We start from the raw sequence: 24863 nt of genomic DNA on the forward strand, positions 1-24863 counted from the left end.
CGAGGACCCGACATGACCGACTGGACCACCACCCCCGTCGAGCCCGCCTTCGTGCGCGGCGCCATCGACCTGGAACGCACCGCCCGGGGCATCCTGCCGCACCGGCTGCCCGCCTGGGTCCGCGAGCAGTTCCCCGATCCGGGCCTGGCCATGGCCGAGGCCCAGACCTCCGGCGTACGGGTCGCCTTCCGCACCCGCGCCACCGTCGTGGAGCTGGAGACCATCCCCACCCGGATGGCCTACCAGGGCGCTCCGCCCCGGCCCGCCGGGGTGTACGACCTGCTCGTGGACGGGGAACTCGCCGGGCGGGCGACCGTGACCGGCGGGAACGTCCACACCGTCGACATGGCCGCCGGGACCGCGGTCACCACCGCGGGACCGGCCGGCGTCGCACGGTTCGCCGGGCTGTCCGACGTGATGAAGGACGTCGAGATCTGGCTGCCTCACACGGAGACGACCGAGCTGATCGCCCTGCGCACCGACGCGCCCGTCGAGGCGGCGCCCGCCGACGGCCGCCGCGTGTGGGTGCACCACGGCAGTTCGATCAGCCACGGTTCCAACGCCGAGCGTCCGCGCTCGACCTGGCCGGCGCTGGCCGCCGCCCGCGGCGGGGTCGAGTTGATCAACCTGGGCTTCGGCGGCAACGCCCTGCTCGACCCTTTCGTCGCGCGGGTCCTGCGCGACACGGCCGCAGACCTGATCAGCGTCAAGATCGGCATCAACCTGGTCAACACCGACCTGATGCGGCTGCGCGCCTTCACGCCTGCGGTCCACGGCTTCCTCGACACCATCCGCGAGGGCCACCCGGACACACCCCTGCTGGTGGTCTCCCCCGTGCTCTGCCCGCTCCAGGAGGACACCCCGGGTCCGCTCGCGCCGGAGTTCGACGGGCAGAGGCTGCGCTTTCGGGCGACGGGCGACCCGGCGGACGTCGCCGCGGGCCGGCTGACGCTGACCGTCATCCGCGAGGAACTGTCCCGCATCACCGCGCGGCGGGCGGCCTCGGACCCGAACCTGCACCACCTCGACGGTCGCGCCCTGTACGGAGAGGCCGACTTCGCGGAACTGCCGCTGCCCGACGATCTGCACCCGGACGCCGCGGGACACCGTCGCATCGGCGAGCGCTTCGGCGAGCTGGTCTTCGGTTCCGGCGGCCCATTCGAGGCCACCCGAGGCACCGTGTAAGAAATTATTGACACCATGTACGAATGACTTTACATTCCTCGTGTCAAAGTTCTTTTACACGGGAGTGGGTACGGACGTGGCCTTCGAGGAGAAGCGCGCGTGGATCGCGGCGGTGGTGGCCGTCGCCGGGTACTCCGTCTACCTGGCCGTCGTGCTGGGACGGGCCGGCGACGGCGTGCCGCTCGCGAAGGTCGCGTACACGGCCCCGCTGCTGTGGACGGTCGGGGGCGCGATCGCCGCCGCGATCGCCCTGAACATCGCCGTCGCGCTGGCCTCGCCCCGCGAGGGCGACGTCAAGGACCAGCGGGACAAGGAGATCGGCCGCCTCGGCGATCACGCCGGACAGTCCTTCCTCGTCATCGGCGCCGTGGGCGCACTGGCCCTCTCGATGGCCGAGGCGGACCACTTCTGGATCTCCAACGTGATCTACCTGGGGTTCGTCCTCTCGGCGCTGCTCGGCTCCGCCGTGAAGCTCGCCGCCTACAGGTGGGGGTTCCAGTCGTGGTGAAGGCGACCGGCATCACGAACCGGATCCGGGCCCTGCGCTTCGCACACGCGGAGATGACGCAGGCGGAGCTGGCGGAACGCGTCGGCGTGACCCGGCAGACCGTCATCGCGATCGAGAAGGGCCGCTACTCGCCCTCCCTCGAAACGGCGTTCCGGATCGCCCGCGTTTTCGCGGTCCCGCTCGAACAGGTCTTCCAGTACACGGACGAGCAGTACACGAATGAGGAAGGGACGGCGCCGTGAAGGCGATCGCACAGGACACGTACGGCTCCAGCGAGGTACTGGAGCTCCGGGACGTCGAGACTCCCACACCGGGCGACGGCGAGGTGCTGATCGCGGTCCGGGCCGCCGCCCTGGATGCCGGGGTCTGGCACCTCATGACCGGCCGGCCCCACCTGGTCCGCCTGATGGGGTACGGGCTGCGCCGGCCCAAGGTGCCCGTGCGCGGCCGGGAGGTGGCGGGGCGGATCGAGGCCGTTGGCGAGGGGGTGACCGCCTTCCGGGTGGGCGACGAGGTGTTCGGCGTCTGCGAGGGTTCGTTCGCCGAGTACGCGACGGCCCGACAGGACGAGATCGCCTCCGTGCCCGCAGGCATTCCGCCGGAACACGCGGCCGCCCTCCCCGTCTCCGGCCTCACCGCGCTCCAGGCCCTGCGCGACGCGGGCCGTGTCCGGCCCGGACAGCGGGTCCTGGTCATCGGCGCGGCGGGCGGGGTGGGCACGTACGCCGTACAGCTGGCCAAGGCGTACGGCGCTCACGTCACCGGCGTGTGCAGCACCTCGAAGACGGAGCTGGTGCGCTCGCTCGGCGCGGACGAGGTCGTCGACTACACCCGCGAGGAGTTCGCCGACGGCGCCCGCGCCTACGACCTCATACTCGACACCGCCGGCAACCGCACGCTCTCCCACCTGAGACGGGCCCTGACCCCTCGGGGGACGCTCGTCCTCGTCGGCGGCGAGGGCGGCGGTCGATGGATCGGCACGATGGCCCGGGTGCTGCGCGCCGCGCTGCTGAACCCCTTCGTGCGGCACGACCTCAAACCGTTCATGGCCGCGGAACGCCAGGCCGACCTGGACGTCCTGAGGCGGCACGTCGAGGCGGGCGAGCTGACCCCGACCATTCACGCCGTCCGCCCCCTCGCCGAGGCACCGGATGCGATCGACGGAATGCACCGGGGCGAGGCCCGCGGCAAGACCCTGATCGTTCCCTAGGCCCTGGCGAGGCAGGGGGCGAAACGCCCGGGCGTGCTCAGTGGTGCGCGGCGATGGTCTTGGTGATCCAGCCCTTGTGCGCGGGTACGGAGGTCCAGATCCCGGGACCGCCGGCACAGTGCGGGTCGGCCGCGTGGTCGCCGTCCCCGGAGGTGGCCCCGACGAGCTGCCAGCGGCCGGCGAGGCGCTGGATCTGCGGCCCTCCGGAGTCCCCGGAGCAGGCCATCGCCCCGGGGGTGCGGGCGGCCGTGCACAGCTCGCTCTTCCCGTTGATCTCGGCGCACTCGCCGGTGGCGATGCTGCGGGTGTCGAGTTCCTGGAGGCGCTCGGGGAAGACCCAGTGTTCGGAGTCCAGGGCGTCGACGACGGTTCCGAAGCCGATGACCCGGGTGGACGCGCCCACCTTCGGCGCGTGGTCGGCCATGGCGACGGGCTTCTGCCGGACGGGGCGGTCGAGCTTCAGCAGGGCGATGTCATTGGTCGAACGCTCCTCGCCCAGGCCGTGGTACCCCGGGTGGACCACCTTCTGGACGATCTTGGCGACCGTGCCGCCCGAATGCCGGGCGGCGCTGCCGATCCGGGCCGTGCCGGCCGGGTGGGTGGCCCCGACGTCCTGGGCGCAGTGTGCGGCCGTCACCACCCACTGGGGGGCGATCAGGGCGCCTCCGCAGACTCCGTCGAGGGAGGCCGGGCCCTCGTCCAGCGTCATCGGGATCGAGGCCATGAACGGATACGCCTCGGTGGAGTCCTTCCCGTGGACGATCGCCCGGGCGCCGGTGGTCGATGCCACCAGGCACAGGACGGCTGCCGCCCCGACCGCGGTGGCTCTGGCCGGGAGACGGCGGACCGTCCGGGAGCGGGCGGTCGGACGGTGCGGGCCGGGAGGCGGAGTGGAAACGCTCATGAGGTTGTCCTTCCCAGCGGCGCCCGGCTGATGCGCCCGGGAAGCGGGAGGCTTCGCGGCACGTGAAGGGCGCCCGGGGCGGGAGGGGCCACGTCCGCCGGGCCCGGACACGCCGACGGGGCGGCGGTGGGGCCGGGGACCGGATGCCGTCGGCATAGGTCGCCGGCCCGCCGCCGCCCCGCCGGGCGGGACACCGGGTCGGTCGTACGGCGGATCAGACCGCCGGGGCCGGGAAGGTCGGGTACTCCACCCCGGAGACGTGCTGGACGACGCGGATGACCTGGCAGGAGTAGCCGAACTCGTTGTCGTACCAGAGGTACAGGATCGCGTTGTCACCGTCGACCTTGGTGGCGCCGGCGTCGACGATCGAGGCGTGGCGCGAGCCGATGAAGTCGCTCGACACCGCGTCGGGGGCGGTGGTGAAGTCGATCTGCCGCTTGAGCGGCGAGGTCAGCGACACGTTCCGCAGGTAGTCGAGGACGTCCTCGCGGGTGGTCTCGCGACCGAGCCGCAGGCTGAGGATCGCGATCGACACGTCCGGCACCGGGACGCGGATCGAGCTGCCGGTGATCGGCGCCTTGAGTTCGGGCAGCGCCTTGGCGACGGCGGAGGCGGCGCCGGTCTCGGTGATGACCATGTTGAGCGGCGCGGAGCGGCCTCGACGGTCGGCCGGGTGGTAGTTGTCCAGCAAATTCTGGTCGTTGGTGAACGAGTGGACGGTCTCCACGTGGCCCCGCAGGACGCCGTACTCGTCCGCCATCGCCTTCAGCGGCGGGACGATCGCGTTGGTGGTGCAGGAGGCGCAGGACAGGATCTGCTCGTCCGGCTTGATCATGTCGTGGTTGACGCCGTGGACGATGTTCGGGACGTCGCCCTTGCCCGGCGCCGTCAGAACGACCTTGTCGATACCGGGGCGCAGGTGCTTGGAGAGGCCCTCGCGGTCGCGCCACTTGCCGGTGTTGTCGATGAGGATGGCGTCCTTGATGCCGTACGCCGTGTAGTCGATCTCCGACGGGTCCCCGGCGTAGATCACCTTGATCTCGTTGCCGTTGGCGATGATCTTGCTGTTCGCCTCGTCGACGGTGATCGTGCCCTGGAACTGCCCGTGGATGGAGTCGCGGCGCAGCAGCGAGGCGCGCTTGACGATGTCCTGCTCGCCGCCCTGGCGGACGACGATGGCGCGCAGGCGCAGACCGTTGCCGGAACCGGCCTTCTCGATCAGCAGACGGGCGACGAGGCGGCCGATGCGACCGAAGCCGTACAGGACGACGTCACGCGACTCGCGGCACGCGATCTTGTTGTCGCCGGTGGCGCCGGACACGGCCTCGGCCGTGAACTCGCCCACCGAGAGACCTCGGGTGTCGCTCTTGTAGGTCGCGGCGAGCATCCCGATGTCGATCTGGGACGGACCGAGGTCGAGCGGGGTGAGCGCCTCCAGGAACGGCAGGGTCTCGGTGACCGAGAGCTCCTCGCCGGCGATCTGACGGGCGAATCGGTGGGTCTTGAGGATGCTGACCACCGACTTGTTCACCAAGGAGCGGCTGTGCAGCAGGACGGTGACGTCCCGCTCGCGGTGCAGCTTCCCGATGATCGGGATCATCGATTCCGCGATCTCCTCGCGGTTTTTCCAGTTGGTGAACGAGTCGTCATTGACAGTCACAGGTTTATCTTTCGAGCTAGGCGGCGCTCATATGCTAACCCGACACCAGTTTGATCTTTCAAGGGGTCCCGCCTGACGCGGTCTCCCCGGCGGTCCGGCCACCCGGGCCGCGCGGGCGCGATGCCACCCGCACTTCGGTGACCTGCGACATCGCACGCGCACGACGGGTTCAGAGCGTGCGCCGCACACCCGCCTGCCGTTCGAGATTTCGGAGCTGCACCGCGAGGTCTCCCTCGACGGCCGTGTGGGCGGGCCCGCTGCGGCCGATGGGGAGCACCTCCTCGCTGCGCATGTCCTCCAACATCCCCCGGGGTCGGGGGTGTCGCGGTCGAAGCCCGCGGCCCGCACCGCGGCGCGGTTCATCAGGGCCGACTGGTAGAGGTGGAGCACGAACACCGGGGTGTCGGGCGCGGCGGCGTTCAGCTCGGCCACCGTCGGCATCCGCCGTTCGGCGAACTGCTCCGCGGTCCAGCCGCCGACGACCCGTATCCACTGCCCCTTGGGGGTCCGGCCGGCCTGTTCGCGGAGCATCGCGAGGGCTTGGCGCAGCGAGCGCACCCCGTCCCAGCGCAGTTCCAGCACGTAGTTCAGGCCGCCCCGGATGACGTGCAGGTGCGAGTCGTTCAGGCCGGGGACGACCCGGCGCCCGAGGGCGTCGATCACCCTGGTCGCCGGGCCCACGAGGCCCACGAGGCCCCCGAGCTCGTGGTCGTCGCCGATGCCCACGATCCGGCCGTCGCGGATTGCGACGCCCCGGGCCGCCGGCCTGTCCGGGTCTCCGGTGAACACCTTGGCGTTGCGTACGAGCAGGTCAGCGGCCGGTTGCCGCCCGTCGGGGGCCGGGGCTATGCCCGCGACCGGCATGCCGGCCGTCACGCGAGGGCCTCGCGCAGGGTGTCGACGGCGAGGCCGATGGCGAGTTCCGCCGCCCGGGTCTCCCGGAGCGCGTTCAGCATGACGAAGTCGTGGATCGTCCCCTGGACGCGCAGCGCGGTGACCGGCACTCCGGCGGAGCGCAGCTTGGCCGCGTACGCCTCGCCCTCGTCGCGCAGGACGTCGGCCTCGGCGGTGATGATCAGGGCGGGGGGCAGTCCGGTGAGCTCGTCGAGGGAGGCGCGCACCGGCGAGGCGGTGATCCGGGCGCGGTCGGATTCGTCGGTCGTGTACTGGTCCCAGAACCACTGCATCGCCTCGCGGCGCAGGAAGTAGCCGGTGGCGAACTGCTCGTAGGACTCGGTGTCGAAGGCAGCGTCGGTGACCGGGTAGAAGAGCACCTGGTGGATGACGGTGACGTCGCCGCGCTCCTTGGCCATGAGGGTGAGGGCGGCGCTCATGTTGCCGCCGACCGAGTCGCCGGCGACGGCGAGGCGCGTGCCGTCGAGGTCCTTGTCCCGTCCCTCGCGGCCGATCCACCGGGCGACGGCGTAGTTCTGCTCGATGGCGACGGGGTAGCGCGCCTCGGGCGAGAGGTCGTACTCGGGGAAGACGACGGCCGCGCCGGCGCCGACGGCGAGTTCGCGGACCAGCCGGTCGTGGGTGTGCGCGTTGCCGAAGACCCAGCCGGCTCCGTGGATGTAGAGGATGACGGGGAGGGGGCCGGTGAGGCCCCGGGGGCGGACGATCCGGGTGCGGACCTCCCCGGTGGGACCGCCCTGGACGGTGATCCACTCCTCGTCGACGGCGGGCAGGGAGACGCCTTCGCCGTTCTGTACGTCGTCCACGGCCTTGCGGCCGTCGACGGGCGGGATCTGGTAGAGGTACGGCGGCTGCGCGGTGGCGTTGGCGAAGGCCTGCGCGGCGGTTTCCAGTACGGGCTGACGGTTGGTCATGACGGTGCTCCTTCGGGAGGTCGGGGGTGCGGGCGTGGCCGGGGTGATCGCGGCGTTCAGGATCACACCGGGGACCGCTCCGGGCCGGGAGACCGCCCGGCGTGTGGCGTGATTGGCCCGACCGGGTGGGCGCCGCGGGCGCGGGGTGGGCGCGGCGGCGGGAGGTGCGCACGGGGACGCCGCACGAGAGGGGTCGGCGGTGTCCCCGTGCGCGGTTCGGGGGTCGGGTCCGGTCAGCCGATGAAGGCGAGCAGGGCGGCGTTGACCTCGTCCGCGTGGGTCCAGGTGAGCCCGTGCGGACCGCCCTCGACGACGTGCAGTTCGGCGCCGGCGATCGCCTTCGACAGCGGGATCGCGGTGGCGTCGACGGGCAGGGTCCGGTCGGCGTCGCCGTGGATGATCAGGGTGGGGACGTCGATGCGGGGCAGGTCGGCGCGGAAGTCCGTCAGCCAGGCCTGGACGCAGTCGAGGGTGCCCTGGGCGGAGGCGCCGGCGGCCACGTTCCAACTCGCCCGCACGGCCTCCTCGCTGATCCGTTCGCCGCCCAGCACGTCCACGTTGTAGAAGTCGGCGAGGAAGGCGGTCAGGAACGCGAAGCGGTCGGCCCTGATCGCCTCCTCGATGCCCCGGAAGACACCGGCGTCGACTCCGCCGGGGTTGTCCTCGGTCTTGAGCAGGAAGGGCGGCATGACCCCGATCATGACGGCCTTGGCGATGCGCTCCGAGCCGTACGTCCCGAGATAACGGGTCACCTCGCCGCTGCCCATAGACAGTGCGGGCAGGACCAGGCAGACCTCGGTCCACAGCCCCGACAGGATGACCTTCTTGCGGCCGGTGGCCTTGACCGCCTCGACGAGCGCCTCGTCCTCCCACGCGTTCACGGAGGTGCGGTCGATGGCGCCCTGCTCGGGGAACACGGCGGCAAGTTGCGGCAGGAGCGGGCCGGAGAAGGACGCGGCGGCGACCGTGGTGAGCACGGCGGGGACGTCGAAGGCACGGGCGGCCTTGGCGAGACCCACGGTGCTGTTGATGATCGCCGCGCGGTCGCCGCTGCCGACGCCGAAGAACATCTGCGGCTGGTGGTCGACGAAGAGCATGACCGAGTTCTCGGGCGTCAGCAGGTCCCGGCCGCCGGCGGCCCGGACCTTGGTGATGTCGAACATGAGGGGTCCTTGTCTGAGGGGGAGGTGATGAGGGCCGACCGCCGCGGCTCCCGCGGCTCGGCACTTCCCGAACGTACGGTCGCGGCGCCCCGCGTCTTTCCCCGCCGTGCGCACGGGATGGCCCGAGAACGCACAACCCGCGGACACGTGTGGGGCCCGCCCGCCCGGCCCGGGTCCGATACCCCGTCAAGAACGCCCCGGCACACGGTCGTAGGCTGAGCCTTCCGGATCAACGCGCGCTCCCCCGCGGCGGCGCCCTCACGGAAGGTCGATCGTGCGCACTCCTCTCTCCTGGGCGGCGGGCAGGTTCACGCTCGGTCCCCGCAGCGTCCGGTGGGCCGCGACGACGTCCGTGGTGGCGGCCATCGCGATCGTCGTGGGCGGCGGGATCGTCCGGGTCACCGGCTCCGGCCTGGGTTGCCCCGAATGGCCGATGTGCACGACGGGAACACTCGCCCCCACCGCCGAGATGGGACTGCACGGCGCGATCGAGTTCGGCAACAGGCTGCTCACCGGGGTGCTGTGCGTGATCGTGGGATGGGTCGTCGTCACCGCGCGCCTCCAGCGCCGTCCGATGCCCGCCGTACTGCGCGGCGCCTGGGCGCAGTTCTGGGTCGTCGTCCTGAACGCCCTGGTGGGCGGGGTCACCGTGTGGATGCGGCTGAGCCCCTACGTGGTCGCCGCACACTTCCTCGCCGCGACCCTTCTGTTGACCGCCGCCGTGTGGACCCGGCACGCGGTGCCCGCCGGGGACGGCGGGCCCCCCTCGGACCTCTCCCCCGGCCGCCGGCCCGCGGGCCGGCACCGCACGCTGTCGTGGGCGCTGGTGGCCACGACGGCGCTGCTGGTCGTGGCGGGCACCGTGACCACCGGTTCCGGTCCGCACGCCGGTGACTCCTCCGACGTGCGCCGGATGCCCTTCGACTGGGCCACCGTGACGGTGGCGCACGGCGTGCTGGCCGCCGCGGTACTGGTGCTCGCCGTGCGGCTGCTCGCCGTGCTGCCGCGGGTGGGGTACGGCGCGGCGCGGCGCACGACGGTGCTCTTCGTCTTCGTGCTGGTGGCCCAGGGCGCGGTGGGCGTGTTCCAGTCCCGGACGGGGCTGCCGGCGCTCGCCGTGATCCTGCACCTGCTGGGGTCGGCCCTGGTGTGGGTCGGTGTGCTGCGGGTCCACCTGACGCTCCGGGCGGCGGACACGGCTCTGTCCGGCCTGTACGCGGGTGCGGTCCGCCGGGAGGCGGTCGGCGGCGCGGCACGCGGTTGACGCGGACTCAGACGAGCGACAGGCGGTCCGCGTCGACGGGTTCGACATCGGCGAGGTCGGCGATGCGCTCCACTCCGCCGCCGCGCGGGCGGATGTACGCGCGGCGGATCCAGCGGGGGGTGCCGGTGTGGCTGGGGAGCTCCTCGCGGACCACGGCCATCAGCCGTCCCTCGATACCGGAGGCGGTGTCCCGCACGAGCCGTCCGACGAGCGGATGCCGTTCATGGCCGTCGGGATTGTGGTGGTTGCTCATCGCGGCCTCGCTCACCTCGGGGCGACATGGGTCGACCGGTATTCGGGGCCGGTTCCGCTGCGGATGGGTCTGCCGGCGAAACCGGGGCGGCTGGGATGGCCGAGGCTGCCGGGACGGCGATAGCCTGCCGGGCATGGACGAGTTGAACGGGGTGGAGATCATCGCCTTCGCGGACGCCGGGGCGTTCGAGGGCTGGCTGTCGGAGCACCACGGGCGCGAGGCGGGCGTCTGGGTGAAGGTGGCCAAGAAGCGGAGCGGTGTCCCGTCGGTGACCGACGACGAACTGGTGGACATCGGGCTCTGCTACGGCTGGATCTCCGGGCAGCGCAGGTCCCTCGACGACGTGTACTACCTCCAGAAGTACGTGCCGCGCCGCCCCCGGAGCCTGTGGTCGCGGGTCAACGTCGACAAGGTGGCGCTGTTGACGGCTGCCGGGCGGATGCGCGAGCCCGGCTTGGCGGAGGTGCGCAGGGCGCGCGAGGACGGTCGCTGGGAGGCGGCGTACGCGTCGCAGAAGAACGCGGAGGTCCCGCCGGACCTCGCCGCCGCGCTGGCGGGCGATCCGCGGGCGTGCTCGGCGTTCGAGGCGCTCGACCGGACCGGGCGCTACCAGGTGATCCTGCCGTTGCTCCAGGCGCTCACCCCGAAGGCCCGACAGGATCGTCTCGACCGGGCCCTGCGTACCCTGCGCGGGGACTAACGGACGCCCAGCTTGACCCACTTCGCCGCGCTGGGGACGCCCCGGGAGTTCAGCAGGAACAGCATGTAGTAACCGGGCGGGGCGTCGGCGGCGGAGGGCGGGGTCCGCAGGTCGAGGGTGTCGCCGCGGGTGCCGGTGCGGCGCAGCTCCAGGTGCCGTTGGCTGGTGTTGATCGAGTGCGTGACGGTCGTCGGCGCGAGCAGCACGGCCCGCGCCACGTCGTCGGGCGTGGAGGTGCGCACCTGGAAGTCGGTGTCGTGGGCGAGGGTGTGGCCGGGAACCGCGTCGAGGGCGGGTCGGGCACCCCGGTGGAGGTAGGCAGGTTCGTACAGTTCGATGCTGCCGTCCATGCCGTCCGCGATGTCGGGGTCGTTGGCGATCTGTTGGAGTTCGTCGCCGGTGACCAGGACCCGCCCGTCGGGCAGGACGAGCGCGTTGGAGTGGTAGCCCCGGGGCAGGCGTTGGGCCGGCCCCAGGCTCCAGTGGCCCCGGGCGTCACGGAGTTCGATCTGGCGGTACTTGAGGTCGGCCTTGGGGTTGAACGGCCCGAAGCCGTAGTCGCGGGTGTCCAGGGCTCCGTTGACCGTGAGCAGGGTCGCGTCCGGCAGGATCAGGGTGTCGTCCTGGGTGCGGCCGAACGCGCGCGGGCCGTCCGTGGTCCAGGCGCCGCCGGACAGCCGGTACGTGAGCGGGTCGCGCGGGTCGCCGCCGAGGACCAGCACGGAGTCGGGGCCCCGGAAACCGGCCGGGAGCGGCACCGCGGATCCGTAGCCCCGGAAGTCCGCGGGCCGCCGGGGCAGGTCGACGCGGGTCTCCTTGGCCGGGTCGAACAGCCATTGCTGGTCGGCGTCGCGGCCGAGGCCGTAGATCATGCCGTCGCGGAGCGAGAAGAGGTGCGGGTAGTCGTTGCGGAAGGGGGCGTCGGCCCCGAACCGCTCCGCCGGGAGGCCCACCGGGATGTCGTACGGGCGCCAGGGCACGGGGCGGCTGCGGGCCGGGAACCGTTCCACGAGCGGGGTGGGGTGTCCCGTGCCGCGTTCGTCCTGCCCGGACATGACGAGTTGGCGGCCGTCCGCGCCGGTGACGACGGACGGGTACCAGCGGCCGACCGCCATGTCGCGGTTGCGGAACCAGGTCTCGGTCCACGGGTCGAACACGAAGGACAGCCGGGCGCCGGTGCCGCCCTTGCCGCCGCCGTTCCCGCCGAACACGCCGACCATGCCGTTGGGCAGGAAGGAGTGGCCCGCGCAGAAGAATGGGGCCGGGCGCGGGACGTACGTGCCGTCGGGCATCAGCACGGTGGGCGGCGGCACGTTCTTGAAGGCGCGGGCGCCCGTGCCCTTGGCGGGATCCCAGAGGTAGGCGCGGCCCGCGTTGGTGCCGCCGATCCGGTCGGTGGGCCCGGTCTCCTTGGTGGGGTCCGCCTCGACCCGCTCGAAGGAGAAGAAGAGCACCTTGCCCGTGGGGAGTTGGGCGAGATGGACCCCGAAGTCGGGGGCGGGGAAGTAGTCGGTGAAGCGCCCGGACCGCGCCGCGGTGAAGCCGGCGTTGACCCGCCGCTGGGAGGCGCCCAGCGCGTCCAGGCTCTGCGTGCGCTTCACCTGGGGGTAGCCCTGCGCACCCCGGGCGGCCGCTCGCCGGCCGACGTGGGCCCGGGCGTGGTCCTCGCCGAGGGAGGCCGCTTCGCCGGGTCGGGTCCCGGCGGCGGTCCTCCGGTGGGAGGAACCGGCGCTCGCGGGGCCGTCGCCGTCGTGCCCGGGAACGGTCGCGAAGGCCGGCAGCGCGGTGGCGAGCACGGCGGAGGCGACCAGGGGCAGGGTGGCCAGCACGGCGGACCAGGGGGATCGGGACACGGCACTCCTCGATGCGACCGCCGACGGGGGCCGCCATCGTAGGAGAAGAACGATCTTTGCCACGTCGACTCGGCCGGCGACGGTCCGGATCCGCCCGGACAGCCGTCGCGCGGTCACGCGCACGGACGAGCGGGGATCGTGCGCGGGGGCCGACCGGCGGAGCGGCCACCCCCCCGCGCCGGGGTGGTGGCCGCTCCCCCGGTCATCCGCCGGAGGTGGTCCGTGCGGGACGTCCGGAACCGCGGGTCAGGGAGTACCCCCCGATGCCCGCGAGGGCGGCGAGCAGTCCGCCGGCCACGGTCCAGATCCAGCGGTCGGACCACCGGCCGCCGGCCCAGCCGCCTTCCGGCTCGATGCCGGCCGCCGGCTGCTTCCCGTCGGCTTCCGCGGCCCGCGCCGCCGTGATGCCGGGTACCAGGGGGGCCGACAGGGCGCCGTCCACCGCGTAGGCGCCGCCCGTGTCCGTCGCGTCGGCCCGGACCTGCGCCCGGACCGGCTGCCCCAGGTCCTCCGGGGCCAGGTCGACCACGGTGAGGCGGACGTAGTAGCTGCCCGGCAGCGGGTCGTTGGCCCACGTGTCCGCGCCGGTCCGCACCGGTCGCAGGGTGCAGGACAGCTCGACGGCGCCGGCTTCCTTGGCCGCCGGGGCGGCCTGCTTGCCGTACATGCAGGGTTGGCGGCGGCGCAGCCCGTCGTAGACGTCGAGCCGCCAGTTGGCGGCGCCGTGCCGGGAGGCCGCGGCCGGCAGTGTCACCGTGGCCTTGACGGTGGCCCGTTGGCCGGCGTCCAGCGGGAGCACCCAGTACAGGTAGTCACCGGTGGACGCGTCGGCCGTGGCCTCCTGGCCCACCTTGACCGCGGTGGCGGTACGGAAGCTCGTGCCCGCCTCCGTCGGCCCGGCGGCGGCGCTCGCCGACGGGGACGGGGACGGGGTGTCGGCGGTGGCCGTCGCGGCGAGGCCGAGGACGGCGCCGCCGGCGAGGGCGGCGGCCGTCAGGGTGCGTACGGTACGCATCAGTTGGTCCTCCAGACGGAGATGCGCCAGCGGGAGATCCAGCCCCAGACCACACCGACCACGAGGCCGGTGAGCACGAGCACGCCCAGGAGCCACCAGCCGCGCCCGAGGCCGAAGGACGCCACGTCGGAGGTGCCGTCGGGGCCGTCGACCACGTCGATGGTCAGTTCGACGGGCATGCCCGGGGTGGTCTTGACCGAGGCGGGCGCCGAGAAGGAGTTGCTGACCTGGAGGCAGACGGTCTCCGGCTCCGTCACCTCGTTGCCGTCGGCGTCGTCGAGGACGGCCTTGGGGTACCGCAGGCCCGTGGAGACGAGGTCGGTGCGACCGTCACCGGCCTCCGAGCCCCGGACGATCTCCCGACCGTGGACGGTCGAGGCGCGGAGCATGACGCCGTAGTCGTTGTTGACGGCGCGGTCGGCGCCGATGCTCACCGAGGCGCGCAGTTCCTGGCCGGGCTTGACGGCCACCTTGTACCAGCGGTGTTCGCCGAACGTCTCGCGGTCGGTGTAGAGGCCGGCCCCCAGCACGGGGGCGTTCTGGCACTGCGCGGTTCCCGTGGTGGCCACGGGCGTGACCACGGGCGCGGCGGCCCGGTCGACGAGCTGTTTGACGCGGCCCGAGAGTTGGTCGGTGTGCTGGACCGAGGTGTAGGTGCCGCCCGTGGCCTCGGCGATGCAGATGAGCTGCTCGCGCGTCTTGGCGTCGGGTACGAGGCCGAGCGTGTCGATGGTCAGGTGGATGCCCCGGGCGGCGATGTCGCGGGCGACCTCGCAGGGGTCGAGCGGGGCGCAGGTGTCCTCGCCGTCCGTGATGAGCACGATCCTGCGGGTGGCGTCACCGCCCTTGAGGTCGTCGGCCGCACCGAGCAGGGCCGGGCCGATCGGGGTCCAGCCGGTGGGGGCGAGGGTGGCCACGGCCGTCTTCGCCTCGGTCCGGTTCAGCGGACCGACGGGGTAGAGCGGCCGGGTGTCCTTGCAGCCGAGTTTCCTGTCGTCACCGGGATAGTTGGCGCCGAGGGTCCGTATGCCCAGGAGGACGTCGTCCGGTACCGCGTCGAGCACGTCGTTGAAGGCCTGCTTCGCCGCGGACATCCGGGACTTCCCGTCGATGTCGGTCGCCCGCATCGAACCGCTGACGTCCAGGACCAGTTCGACCTTGGGCGGCTCTTTCGCCGCCGGCTCGCCCGCCGAGGCCTGTGCCGGGAACAGCCCGACGGCCAGTGTGGCCAGCAGGCCGCACGCCGCGGCCGCCACCCTTTTTCTTGTGATCATCGCCGGATCGTATTGAGGATCGTCGGCCAATCCAAAAGCCGCCCGGCGTGCGGACGTCCGGCGGCGCCCCCGCGGGCTCCGCGCGCCGGGGTCGTCCCGCGCACGCTCGGGACGACCCCGGCCTACACGGTGCCGACCGTCGGGAACGTCTCGGCGTGCACGGTGTCGAAGAGAGTGGTGACGTCCGAGGGTGTGAGCCCGTCCTCGCGGGCCTGCCGCATCCAGGCGCCGAGTTGGGCGCGCAGGGGGGACTCGGGATCGGTCAGGGGGCCCGATGACGACTGGAGGACGAAGGTGCCCGCGCCCTGCCGCACCTCGACGAGTCCGGCGCGTTCCAGTTCGCGGTACGCCTTGAGGGTGGTGTTCGGGTTGACCTTGGTGCTGGCCGCCACCTGTGCGGCGGTGGGGAGTTTGTCTCCCTCGACCAGGGCGCCCATGCGCAGCGCCTGCTCCACTTGTTGGACGATCTGGAGGTAGGCGGGCAGGCCGCTTCGGCGTTCGATGCGAAACACGACCACGGTGCCCGCCTCCTTCTTTGCTTGTCGTGGATGGTCAGACTAGGTCGTCTCTCGCGGATCAGAAGGGTCCGCGCCGGGTGCGCCAGAGCAGGAGGGCGACGAGGAGGCCGGCCAGTGCGAGGAGGAGGCCGGACGCGGCCCACTGCATGCCCGCCATCTGGTCCTTGCCGAAGTAGTCCCACACCGAGTTGACGATGCCCAGCTTGGCGCGGCAGGCCTCCGGGACCGCTTCCGGGACGCAGGTGCCCCACCCGTGGAGTTCCCCCGAGGCCGTGCCGACCCAGTTGTCGACCAGCACGGCGTGGTCGAGCGCGGCCGGCCGTGTCCCTTCGAGCGGGAAGGCGATCCGGCGCGGGGTGGCGAGCCGGTCCTTGACGATGTCCAGGGCGATCGTGGCCGCGTACCCGATGAGGAAGGTGAGGACCATGGCGGGCACCGTGCGGCGGATCAGGGCTCCGATGGTGATGCCCAGGACCACGGAAAACAGTCCGAAGGAGACGAATACGGGGAGGGTGGTGTCGAACGTGGGGTCGTGCAGCCAGTCGTGGGGGACGAAGGGGTCGACGGCGCCGCGCCACCACGCGAAGAGTCCGCCGAGCGCGGCCGTGGTGAGGGTGACGAGCAGGAGGGCGAAGCCGAGCTTCGCGAGGAGCCAACGTCCCCGGGTGACGGACTGGGTGGTGGCCAGTCGTGCGGTGCCGTTCTCCATGTCGGAGGCCAGCAGGGGCGCTCCGACGAAGACGGCGAGGACGGTGGTGAGGAAGGACAGGTTGCCGGCGAAGGAGTTGAGGGTCTCCGACGCGTTGCCGGCGACGTTGTCGCCGAGGGCGTCCGCCGGTTTGCCGGGCCAGCCCGCCGCGTGCAGGGTGTCGAGCATCGCGCCGCGCTCGTAGACGATCCAGGCGCCTCCGAGGACAACCAGCGCGAGGCAGGTGAGCAGGGCCGGGCGGTGCCGGCGGAACATCAGCCAGGCCAGTCCGCGCAGCCGGCGTGCCTTGGCGGGCGCGGCGCTCTCGGTGGCGCCGGGTCGGGTGAGCGTGCTCATGCCGCGAAGTCCTCTCGGTGGCCGGGCGCGGCGGTCGGGGAGACCAGCGCGGGCGCCTGGGGCGAACGGAGGTAGGCCAGCAGCACTTCCTCCATGCCGGGGTGCGATTGCTGCCAGTCGGGGCTCAACGGTCCCTGGCGCAGCAGGAGGGCGGTGAACTGCCGCCCGGAGGTGCGGACCTCGACGACGGTGTGATCGTCGAGCGCCGCGGGCAGGGCGCCGCCCTCGGCGACGAGTCCGGTCACCAGGGTGTGCATGGGCAGGAGTTCGTCGGCCTCGCCCGCCATGCGGACCTGTCCGTCCGCGAGGACGAGCAGGTAGTCGCACATGTTCTCCAGTTCGCCGAGCATGTGGGAGGACATCAGGACGGTGGTGCCGTGTGTGGCGGCCTCGGACATCAGCAGGGAGCTCAGCTCGTCCCGGGCGACGGGGTCGAGGTCGGCCATCGGCTCGTCCAGCAGGAGGAGTTCGGGGCGCTTGCCGAAGGCGAGCGCGAAGGCCACCCGGGTCCGCTGGCCGCCCGACAGGTCCCCCACCCGGGCTCGGAAGGGGATGTTGCCGGCCCGCACGATCCGTTCGGCCACGGCCGGGTCCCAGTCCGGGTTGAGCTCCTGACCCATGCGCAGCGTGTCGGCGACGCTGAACTGCCTGAACAGCGGCTTGTCCTGGCCGAGGTAGGCCCAGCGTCGCATCACGGCGGGATCCCCGGCGGGGGCACCGAAGACCCGGAGCTCGCCGGCCGTGGGCTCGATCAGTCGGGTCGCCAGGTTGAGCAGGGTGCTCTTCCCGGCGCCGTTGGGCCCCACGAGGGCGCAGACGCGGCCCGCCGGGATCCGGAAGGAGCAGTCTCGAAGCGCCCACCCTCGCCGGTATTTCTTGCCCAGCCCCCGGGCCACCAGGGCCCACCGGGTGTCGGACGTGCCGGGAACGGTCAGATCGCGCACGCCTCCCCCTTTCCATGATTCCACTACTTCATTAATGGAATCATGGTCCGCGTGCGGGGCGGGTGTCAACCGCCACCCAACCCGTCACGAGCGATCCGCCGCGCTCCGGAACCGGACGGGCCCCCCGTCCGACTCCTGTGCCGAAGGCGGCGCCGGCACGAGGACGGCACGAGGACGGGAAGGCACGGGATGGGCGGACTGGATGTGCGGATGCGGGGAGTCGGGTGCCGGCACGGGCGGGTCGAGGCCGTCACCGGGGTGGACCTGGAGATCTCGGCCGGTGAACGGATCGCGCTGACCGGGACCAACGGCTCGGGCAAGACCACCCTGCTGCGCGCCGTCCTCGGGCTGCACCGCCAGATGACCGGGTCCATCCTGGTCGGCGGCCGGGGCACCGGTTCCGCGGCCGAGTGGGCCTGGCGGCGGCGGTCCTGCGCCTGGATCCCCCAGAAACCGGCGGCGGGCCGGTTCCCCCTGCTGGGAGCCGAGTTGCTCGGCAGCTCGGGCGCCCCGGCCGAGGCCTGCGAGGCGGCCGAGAGACTGGGCGTGGGGCCGCTGACGAGCCGGCCGCTGCACAGCCTCTCGGGCGGCCAGCTCCAGCGCATGTACCTCGCCCGCGCCATCGGCGGGGTCGCCGCCGGCGCCATGGTGCTGCTCGCCGACGAGCCGACCGCGGCCCTCGACTTCGAGGGCCAGGAGGAAGCGGCCGAGGTCCTGACCTCCCTGCCCGTGACCCTCGTCGTCGTGACCCACGACCGGGCGCTCGCGGACCGCTGCGACCGGGTGCTGGAGATGGCGGCGGGCCGGCTGCGGGAGGTCCGGTGATCCTCGCCGCGGCCGATCTCGGCGAACTCCTCGGGCTCCTGCCGGTGCAACGGGCCGGGCTCGCCCTGCTGCTGGCCGCGATCGGACTGCCGATCATCGGCGTGATCATCGTCGGCCTCGACATCATGCCGGTGCGCTTCGCCATGATGCACGTGGCCCTGTTCGGCATCGCCGTCGGCCTGCTCACCGGGCTCGACCCGATGCTGTGCGCGCTGGTCGCGTGCGCCCTGGCGGGGGCGGGTGTCGCACCGCTCGCCCGGACCCCGGACGGCCTCTCCGGCGCCATGGGCCTGCTGATGAGCCTGGCGATCGCCGCCGCGCTGCTGTTGCTGGCCGTCTCCGGCGTCAACGCCTCCGGGGCCTTCGCCCTGCTGTGGGGGTCGATTCTGTCCGTGGGCACCGCCGATCTGGTGGTGCTCGGCGTACTGGCCTTGGTGGTGCCGGCGCTCTTCCGGTGGCGGCGGCGGGACGTGGCCCTGCTGCTGTACGACCGGGAACTCGCCCACTGCTCCGGCGTCCCCGTCCGCGCGCTGACCGCCGTGCTGCTGGTACTGGTCGCGGTCGCGGTCGCCGGGGCGATCAAGCTCACCGGCGCCCTGCTGGTCGACGCCCTGACCCTGCTGCCCGCCCTCGCCGCCCGCCGGCTGGGCACCTCGCTGCGGTCCATCACCCTCTGGGCGGTCGCCATCGGGGTCGTCGTGAACCTCACCGGGTTCCTCGTCGCCCTCCGATTGGACTGGCCGCCCGGCCCGGTCCTCGTCCTCACCGCGGGGGCAGTCGTCCTCGCGGTCCATTTCCTCCCCGAACGGAGAATCAGCTCATGGCGCGTACCCGCGTCCGATTCGCTTCCCTCCTCGCACTGAGCGCGGCCCTGGCCCTGGTCACCGGCTGCGGCAACGGCGCGGATCCCGCTCCCGCCGCCGACGGCGCGAGCGGCGCGCCCGCGCGATCCGGGACACCGGTGGTCGTCGTCACCACGACGTGGGAGGGAGCCTTCGCCAAGGCGGCCGGGGTCGCGGACCCGAAGGTGATCGTTCCGCAGTCGGTGCACCACGCCCCGGACTACGACCCGAAGCCCTCCGACCTCGCGGCCGTGGCCAAGGCCGACTTCGTGCTGTACGCGCCGTTCGAACCGTACGCGGCCAAGATCAAGGAGGCCGCCGACTCCCGGGCGAAACTCGTCGAGGTCAACCTCGACAACGACCCGGAGAAGGCCAAGGCCGAGGTGGCGCGGCTGGCCGGGCTGTTCGGCACCCAGAGCGCGGCCGCCAAGTGGACCGCCTCCTTCGACACCGAGTACGCGGCGCTCGTGAAGGACGTCCAGGGCGCCCGGCCCGAGGGGAAGAGCCCCTCCGTCGTCAGCCAGGTCTTCACCACCTGGGCCGCCGAACTGTCCGGAGCGGCCCCGGTCGGCACCTACGGCCCCGAGGCGGTCACGCCGGCCCAACTGGCCGACCTGTCCGCGAAGAAGCCCGCACTGGTCCTGGACAACGCGCACATGACAACCGGTGTCGTGCTGCCCGGCTCGGGCGCGAAGCAGGTCGAGATCGTGAACTACCCCGGCCCGGACCTGGAACTGCTGCCGGTCTACCGCAACGCGGCCGCCGCACTGAAGAAGGCCATGTCCCCCTCCTGAACCCACCCCGCCCCGACCTTTGAGCCCGGCCCGCGAACGTACGGCGGGCCGGGCTCGGGCCTGCCCGCCGTACGTTCGCGGGCCGGGCAGGGCGGTGGTGAGGGCGGCGGCAGGGTGGGGCGAGGCCGCCCCACCCTGCCGTCGGGCTACGCGTCGGCCGTGACCCTGCCGAAGCGTTCGCGCACCGCCGTGCGATCGGGCTTGCCCGCGGGGGTCAGCGGGAGTTCGCCCACCACCAGCAGGCGTTCGGGGTGCTTGCGCCGCTCCAGGCCGCGCCGCGCGAGGTGGCCGGCGAGCGAGGCGAGGGTGAGGTCCTGCGGACCGCGGGCGACGACGCATGCCGCGAGCCGCTCCCCCATCACCTCGTCCGGCACGCCGACGCACACCACGTCCCGTACCCGGGGGTGGGAGGCCAGTTCCCGTTCGACCTCGGCCGGGCTGATGTTGGCGCCGCCGCGGATCACGATGTCCTTGAGACGACCGACGACGTGCAGGACGCCGTCGTCGTCGATCAGCCCGAGGTCGCCGGTGCGGACCCAGCCGTCCGGGGTGCGGTAGCGGGCGTCGAGTTCGGGCGAGGCCACGTAGCACATCGGCGTCATCGGACCGCGCGCGATGATCTCGCCGACCTGTCCGTCGGGGAGCCGATCGCGGGTCTCGGTGTCGATGATGCGGATGTCGGCGACGCGGGGGTCGGGCCGCCCGGCCGCCACTCCCGCCTCGTCGGCCTCCGGGGTTCCCTCGCCGAGTCCGGTGTGGCAGTTGACGCCGTCGGCCGATCCGTACAGGTTGACGACGGGGCAGCCGAAGGCCCTGCCGGCGCTCTCGGCCGTGGTCTCGTCCAGGGCCGCGCCGCCGAGGACCAGGGCCGTGGGTGAGGGCAGTGCGCCGGCGTCGGGGGCTTCCTTGTCGAGGTGTTCCAGCATCATCCGCACCATCGTGGGCACCCCCAGGACGTGGGTGGGCCGGTGCTCGCGCACGGCCGCCACGGCGGTCGCGGCGGTGAAGCGGTCGAGCAGGATGAGCGTCCCGCCGTGGCGGGCAAGGGTCACCGCGGTGCCGTTGGAGCCGAACGCCGACGCCAGCGGTACGAGGAACAGACAGCGGGGCGTCGCGGCGTCGGGCATCAACGAGGCCAGGAAGTTGCCGCGACCGCCCGCGAGCGCGTTGTGCGAGTACGCGATCATCTTGGGCTCCGCCTCGGACCCGGAGGACACCAGGATGCGGGCCGCGCTGTCGGGGTCCGGGCGGGCCGCCACGAACGCGGTCGCGTCCGCGCGCAGCAGACCGGTGAGCGCCACGGTGCCCTCGGGGGCGGTACCGGGCCCGGCGGCGATGACGTGGCGCAGCGCGGGCAGCGTCGCGAGCAGGGCGCGCAGGTCGGCGGCGTGCCGGTTGCCCTGGTGTTCGACGGAGGCGATGACCGCGACGGCCTCGGCTCTGCGCAGCAGGCTCTCCGCCTCCAGACCGCCCCGGCCGGCGGGGAAGGGCAGCGCGACCGCGCCGAGGGCGGCGAGGGCCAGGTCGGCCATGACGGCATGGCGTCCGTTGGGGAGTTGGACGCCGACGACGTCGCCGGGGCGGATGCCGAGCTCCCGCAGGCCGGTGGCGAGGGAGCGCACCTTGCGGTCGAGCGCGGTGTAACAGAGAGCGCCCTTGGCGTCGATGACGGCGGTGTGGTGCAGGTCGGCGATCTGGCGGGCTCGGAAGAGGCTGTAGAGGTCGAGGTCGGGGCAGGTTCCGTCCACCGCCCAGGAGCGGCGGAGGTCGGCGGGCAGCAGGTCGTGCAGGATGACGGTCATGCGTGGCTCCAGGGGTCGGGAACGGCGGGGGCACCGTGCGCGTCCCGGCTGATCGAGCCGGCGAAGCGCGGGTCGTGGTGCAGGTCGGCCAGGTCGGTGGTGACCGCGGTCGCGGACAGGCCGTGGTCGCGCAGTTGCGCGAGCGCCTCTCCGGTGGACAGTTCTCTGAGGTCGTAGGCCCCGGCCGCCGCCGCGCAGACGTCGGCGGGGACGATCCAGCCGTCGGCGGTCCGCAGGGGTGCGCGGAATCCGGCGGGCCGGCGCATCGGTCCGCCGTTTCGGGCCCGGCTCAGGGCGGGGCCGGTGAGGATGTCGGCCGCGCCGAGCAGCGAGGAGTCGACGCGGACGCCCTGTCCGCCGCGTTCGCGGGTCAGCAGCCCCGCGAGGACGGCCTGCGCCCCGAGCAGTCCGCCCAGGACGTCGAGCAGGGTCATCAGCGAGGGCGCCGGAGGTTCGTCGCGGGGGCGGGCCGCCTCTCCGATGCCGGTACGGGCCTGGACCATGAAGTCCGTGCCCATGGGGGCGTCTTCGATCCGGCCCGTTCCCCAGCCGCCGGTGTACGCGTAGACGAGCGCGGGGTTCACGGCGGCCAGGTCGCCGCCGTCCAGACCGAGTTCGGCCGCTTTGCCGGGGCCCCAGTTGTGGAGGAACACGTCGGCTCCGGCGGCCATCTCGCGCAGCCGGGCCCGGTCGCCGGGTGACTTGATGTCCACCTCGACGGCCTTCTTGCCCCGGTTCAGGGCGAGCCAGCGGGCGGAGAGCCCGGAGCTGGTGGGGGGCATGCCGCGCAGCGGGTCCCCGCCCGGCGGTTCGATCCGGACGACCTCGGCGCCGAGCAGGCCGAGCAGGTGCGCGGCGAGCGGGGCCTGGATGCGACGTCCCGCTTCGAGCACCGTGATGCCGGCCAGTGGCTTCCCGAACTCCGCCGGCCGCGTGGGCAGGTGGCGCGGGGTGGCGCCGGAGCCGTACGGGGTGAGGGTCCAGGGTGCGGCGCCGTCGTGTTCGGCGGCGCGCTCGGCGAGGGTCCGCAGCCGGCACACCTCGGCGCCGGAGCGCGCGGCGGCCTGCCGCAGCCGCGCCCAGGTGTGGGCGCTCGCGGTGCGGTGCAGGGCCTCGGGGAAGGGCGCGCACGCGGTGGCGTACCGGAACTGGAAGGGCCGCCAGCCGGCCCGGATCGCGTCGGCGGGGGCGTCGAGGGCCCGCCAGAAGGCCGCCCAGGCCCCCGGATCCAGGGTCTCCAGCTCGAAGAGCGTGCCGTCGGCGGAGGTGAAGGGCGGCCCTCCGGGGGCGAGTTCGGCGGCCTCGCCCTCGTCGGCCCCGGCTGCCGCGAGGTACTGCGAGACGGTGAGCAGCCCGGCCCGGTCCACGCTCGTCCCGATCCGCTGGGCCGGGCCTCCCCTGGCCTGGCCCAGCAGACCGGCGAGGAGTCCCTGGGTGGTGAGCAGGGCGGTCGCGGTGGTCGCGTAGTCGACGGCGAGGGCGCGCGGGGTGCCCTCGCGGCGGCCGTGCACGGCCATGATGCCGGTGGCGGCCTGGGCGGTGGCCTCGTCGGTGATGCCGTGCGCGGGGTTCGCGGACCAGCGCGCGTGGGCCTCCTGTGGGGCGAAGTCGCCGCCGGTGAGGGCGAGTCGGGCGCCCCGGTCGTCGTGCCGGCCGGTGCCGGTCTCGGCGCCGAGGAGGCGCAGGTGTCCGGCGACCAGCACGGTCAGCGCGGTCATCCCGGCAGGGCCCGTCGCTCCGGTCGGCCCGACGGGGCTCTTGGGCCGGTCCGGCCCCTTCGGCCTCGGCGGTCCGCAGACGTCGAGTCGCAGCCCTTCGAGTGGCCGGACGATCTGTGCGGTGACTGGTGAGGCCATGCCTCTCCTCTTGTCCTGGCGCGGTGGTGGCCGGCCCCGGTGTACGGAACGCGGGAACCGGGTCGGGTGCGCACCCGACCAGTTCCTCGGGAAGAGAGTCGGACTGCTGTTCGCTCGGGTTCCCGGTCGAATGAAGGAAAGCGGTGCGGAGCGACGTGGTGGACGACATGACGGGAGACGTGGTGGACGACGTGGTCGGCGGCTCGATCGGCGACTCGGTCGGCGACGAACACGGCTCGGGGCCTCTCGAACCCGACGCGGACACCGAGCGGTTGAGGCAGCGGGTCACAGAGTTCGTCCGGGGCCGGGTGTACCCGCAGGAGGCCGTACTGGACGCCGGCGGCCCGGCGGCCGCGGCCTCGCTGCGGAAGCTGAACGACCTGGCCAGGGCGGAGGGGTTGTGGGCGCTGCCCCTGCCGGTCGCGGCGGGGGGCCAGGGGCTCCCCCTGGCCCGCTACGCCCGGATCGCCGAGGCCGAGGGGGCGAGCGATCACGGGCCGGCCGCGCTGGGTTCCGCGTCGTTGCTCGACGTGACGATGCTCCTGCGGCACGGCTCGGAGCGAGTGCGCGCGCTGTACCCGGAGCGGCTCACCGCCGGCCGGTCGCGGGCCTGTTACGCCATGACCGAGCCGGACACCCCCGGCACCGACCCGTCGCTCACCGCGACCCGCGCCGTGCGGGAGGAGGGCGGCTGGGTCGTGACCGGCCGCAAGTGGTTCACGTCGGGCGCCGCGGAGGCCGGGCTCGTCACGGTCCTGGCCCGTACGGGCGGAGAGCCGGGCGACCGCGAGGGCCTCTCGCTGTTGGTGGTTCCGACGGCCTCGCCGGGCTTCCGCGTGGTGCGCGAGCTGCCCGTGTTCGGTGCGTCCGGCCAGTGGGAGATCGAGTTCGACCGGGTCCGGGTGCCGGACGACCACCTGCTCGGCGCGCCCGGCCAGGCCCTGGTCATCGCGGCGGAACGGCTGCTGCTCGGCCGTACCCTGCGCTGTCTGCGCTGGCTCGGTCAGGGCCGGCGGGCCTTCGACCTGATGTGCGCGCGGGCGGCCTCCCGCACCGGGTCACGGGGACCGCTCGGCGCGCAACAGCTGGTCCAATCGCATGTGTTCGAGGCGCTGCTGGCCCTGCGCGGCACCCGTCCGCTGGTGTACGAGGCCGCCGACAGGATCGCCGCCGGGCTGGACGCGCACGTGGAGGTCGGGCTGGCCAAGGTGGCCGCCGCCCGCATGCTCCAGCAGGTGACGGACTCGGCCATCCAGGTGCACGGCGCGGCGGGGCTCGGTCCCGACACCCCGCTGCCCGCCCTCTTCCGCAGCGGGCGCGCCGCCCGGATCCTGGACGGCCCGGACGAGCTCCACATCGGCTCGGTGGCACGCCGGGTGCTGCGCGACCACCGCGCCTGAGCGGGCCCGACCGGGCGGG

23 protein-coding genes and 1 pseudogene are annotated in these 24863 nt (G+C 73.2%); 10 read left to right on the forward strand and 14 right to left on the reverse strand.

Annotated features, from left to right (window positions below):
• Positions 1-12: 12 nt before the first annotated feature.
• Genes OTB19_RS00405 through OTB19_RS00420 form a run of 4 tightly spaced genes read left to right on the forward strand, consistent with a single transcriptional unit; the run spans position 13 to position 2903 of the window.
• On the forward strand, positions 13-1185 hold the full coding sequence (locus tag OTB19_RS00405; protein ID WP_267795871.1) for a GDSL-type esterase/lipase family protein: 1173 nt from the start codon (positions 13-15) through the stop codon (positions 1183-1185).
• A gap of 40 nt (positions 1186-1225) precedes the next feature.
• Positions 1226-1693, forward strand: coding sequence for a hypothetical protein (locus tag OTB19_RS00410; protein ID WP_267795872.1), 468 nt, complete (start codon positions 1226-1228; stop codon positions 1691-1693).
• Entirely contained in the window at positions 1690-1935 is a 246-nt protein-coding gene (locus tag OTB19_RS00415; RefSeq protein ID WP_267795985.1) for a helix-turn-helix transcriptional regulator, read from the forward strand. The genes OTB19_RS00410 and OTB19_RS00415 overlap by 4 nt, the downstream gene beginning before the upstream one ends.
• Positions 1932-2903, forward strand: coding sequence for an NAD(P)-dependent alcohol dehydrogenase (locus tag OTB19_RS00420; protein ID WP_267795873.1), 972 nt, complete (start codon positions 1932-1934; stop codon positions 2901-2903). The genes OTB19_RS00415 and OTB19_RS00420 overlap by 4 nt, the downstream gene beginning before the upstream one ends.
• 37 nt (positions 2904-2940) lie before the next feature.
• On the opposite strand, the gene OTB19_RS00425 is transcribed toward OTB19_RS00420, so the two are convergent.
• From OTB19_RS00425 to OTB19_RS00445, 5 genes and pseudogenes are all read right to left on the reverse strand, one after another.
• Complete coding sequence (locus OTB19_RS00425) at positions 2941-3807, reverse strand: S1 family peptidase (RefSeq protein ID WP_267795874.1); 867 nt, start codon at positions 3805-3807, stop codon at positions 2941-2943.
• A gap of 214 nt (positions 3808-4021) precedes the next feature.
• Positions 4022-5467 (reverse strand): glyceraldehyde-3-phosphate dehydrogenase, encoded by a 1446-nt coding sequence (locus OTB19_RS00430; protein ID WP_267795875.1) that lies wholly within the window; start codon positions 5465-5467, stop codon positions 4022-4024.
• A gap of 303 nt (positions 5468-5770) precedes the next feature.
• Positions 5771-6331 (reverse strand): annotated as a pseudogene (locus tag OTB19_RS00435) (amidohydrolase family protein); the annotation flags it as partial.
• 8 nt (positions 6332-6339) lie between these two features.
• Positions 6340-7296 (reverse strand): alpha/beta hydrolase, encoded by a 957-nt coding sequence (locus OTB19_RS00440; protein ID WP_267795876.1) that lies wholly within the window; start codon positions 7294-7296, stop codon positions 6340-6342.
• Between the two features lie 233 nt (positions 7297-7529).
• Entirely contained in the window at positions 7530-8459 is a 930-nt protein-coding gene (locus OTB19_RS00445; RefSeq protein ID WP_267795877.1) for an isochorismatase family protein, read from the reverse strand.
• A 274-nt stretch (positions 8460-8733) separates the two neighbouring features.
• Here OTB19_RS00445 and OTB19_RS00450 point away from each other — a divergent pair, with 274 nt between their 5' ends.
• Positions 8734-9723, forward strand: coding sequence for a COX15/CtaA family protein (locus tag OTB19_RS00450; protein WP_267795878.1), 990 nt, complete (start codon positions 8734-8736; stop codon positions 9721-9723).
• A gap of 7 nt (positions 9724-9730) precedes the next feature.
• On the opposite strand, the gene OTB19_RS00455 is transcribed toward OTB19_RS00450, so the two are convergent.
• Positions 9731-9976, reverse strand: a complete 246-nt coding sequence (locus tag OTB19_RS00455) for a hypothetical protein (protein WP_267795879.1) — start codon at positions 9974-9976, stop codon at positions 9731-9733.
• Positions 9977-10109: 133 nt separating this feature from the next.
• Here OTB19_RS00455 and OTB19_RS00460 point away from each other — a divergent pair, with 133 nt between their 5' ends.
• Entirely contained in the window at positions 10110-10676 is a 567-nt protein-coding gene (locus OTB19_RS00460) for a YdeI/OmpD-associated family protein (RefSeq protein ID WP_267795880.1), read from the forward strand.
• Here the strand turns inward: OTB19_RS00460 and OTB19_RS00465 are convergent.
• The 6 genes from OTB19_RS00465 to OTB19_RS00490 form a co-directional block, all read right to left on the reverse strand.
• On the reverse strand, positions 10673-12529 hold the full coding sequence (locus OTB19_RS00465) for a galactose oxidase-like domain-containing protein (protein WP_267795881.1): 1857 nt from the start codon (positions 12527-12529) through the stop codon (positions 10673-10675). The two genes, OTB19_RS00460 and OTB19_RS00465, sit on opposite strands and share 4 nt — an antisense overlap.
• Positions 12530-12731: 202 nt before the next feature.
• A complete protein-coding gene (locus OTB19_RS00470; protein ID WP_267795882.1) occupies positions 12732-13544 on the reverse strand; it encodes a hypothetical protein in 813 nt (270 codons plus the stop codon).
• Entirely contained in the window at positions 13544-14818 is a 1275-nt protein-coding gene (locus tag OTB19_RS00475) for a VWA domain-containing protein (protein WP_267795883.1), read from the reverse strand. The genes OTB19_RS00470 and OTB19_RS00475 overlap by 1 nt, the downstream gene beginning before the upstream one ends.
• 122 nt (positions 14819-14940) lie before the next feature.
• Positions 14941-15336, reverse strand: coding sequence for a GntR family transcriptional regulator (locus OTB19_RS00480; RefSeq protein WP_267795884.1), 396 nt, complete (start codon positions 15334-15336; stop codon positions 14941-14943).
• 58 nt (positions 15337-15394) lie between these two features.
• A complete protein-coding gene (locus tag OTB19_RS00485; protein ID WP_267795885.1) occupies positions 15395-16381 on the reverse strand; it encodes an ABC transporter permease in 987 nt (328 codons plus the stop codon).
• Positions 16378-17325 (reverse strand): ABC transporter ATP-binding protein, encoded by a 948-nt coding sequence (locus OTB19_RS00490; RefSeq protein WP_267795886.1) that lies wholly within the window; start codon positions 17323-17325, stop codon positions 16378-16380. Before OTB19_RS00490 ends, OTB19_RS00485 begins: the two co-directional genes overlap by 4 nt.
• 189 nt (positions 17326-17514) lie before the next feature.
• On the opposite strand from OTB19_RS00490, the gene OTB19_RS00495 reads away from it, so the two are divergent.
• Genes OTB19_RS00495 through OTB19_RS00505 form a run of 3 tightly spaced genes read left to right on the forward strand, consistent with a single transcriptional unit; the run spans position 17515 to position 19786 of the window.
• Positions 17515-18150 (forward strand): ABC transporter ATP-binding protein, encoded by a 636-nt coding sequence (locus OTB19_RS00495; protein WP_267795887.1) that lies wholly within the window; start codon positions 17515-17517, stop codon positions 18148-18150.
• Entirely contained in the window at positions 18147-19013 is an 867-nt protein-coding gene (locus tag OTB19_RS00500) for a metal ABC transporter permease (RefSeq protein WP_267795888.1), read from the forward strand. Before OTB19_RS00495 ends, OTB19_RS00500 begins: the two co-directional genes overlap by 4 nt.
• Positions 18971-19786, forward strand: a complete 816-nt coding sequence (locus OTB19_RS00505) for a metal ABC transporter solute-binding protein, Zn/Mn family (protein WP_267795889.1) — start codon at positions 18971-18973, stop codon at positions 19784-19786. The genes OTB19_RS00500 and OTB19_RS00505 overlap by 43 nt, the downstream gene beginning before the upstream one ends.
• 146 nt (positions 19787-19932) lie before the next feature.
• Here the strand turns inward: OTB19_RS00505 and OTB19_RS00510 are convergent, their stop codons facing one another.
• Together OTB19_RS00510 and OTB19_RS00515 are read right to left on the reverse strand one after the other, a co-directional pair.
• On the reverse strand, positions 19933-21588 hold the full coding sequence (locus OTB19_RS00510; RefSeq protein ID WP_267795890.1) for an AMP-binding protein: 1656 nt from the start codon (positions 21586-21588) through the stop codon (positions 19933-19935).
• A complete protein-coding gene (locus OTB19_RS00515) occupies positions 21585-23444 on the reverse strand; it encodes a CoA transferase (protein ID WP_267795891.1) in 1860 nt (619 codons plus the stop codon). Before OTB19_RS00515 ends, OTB19_RS00510 begins: the two co-directional genes overlap by 4 nt.
• A gap of 143 nt (positions 23445-23587) precedes the next feature.
• Between OTB19_RS00515 and OTB19_RS00520 the strand changes: the two genes are divergently transcribed.
• Complete coding sequence (locus OTB19_RS00520) at positions 23588-24844, forward strand: acyl-CoA dehydrogenase family protein (RefSeq protein ID WP_267795892.1); 1257 nt, start codon at positions 23588-23590, stop codon at positions 24842-24844.
• The last annotated feature ends 19 nt before the right edge of the window (positions 24845-24863 follow it).

The sequence above is a fragment of the Streptomyces sp. H27-H5 genome, assembly GCF_026627505.1.
Classification (GTDB): domain Bacteria; phylum Actinomycetota; class Actinomycetes; order Streptomycetales; family Streptomycetaceae; genus Streptomyces.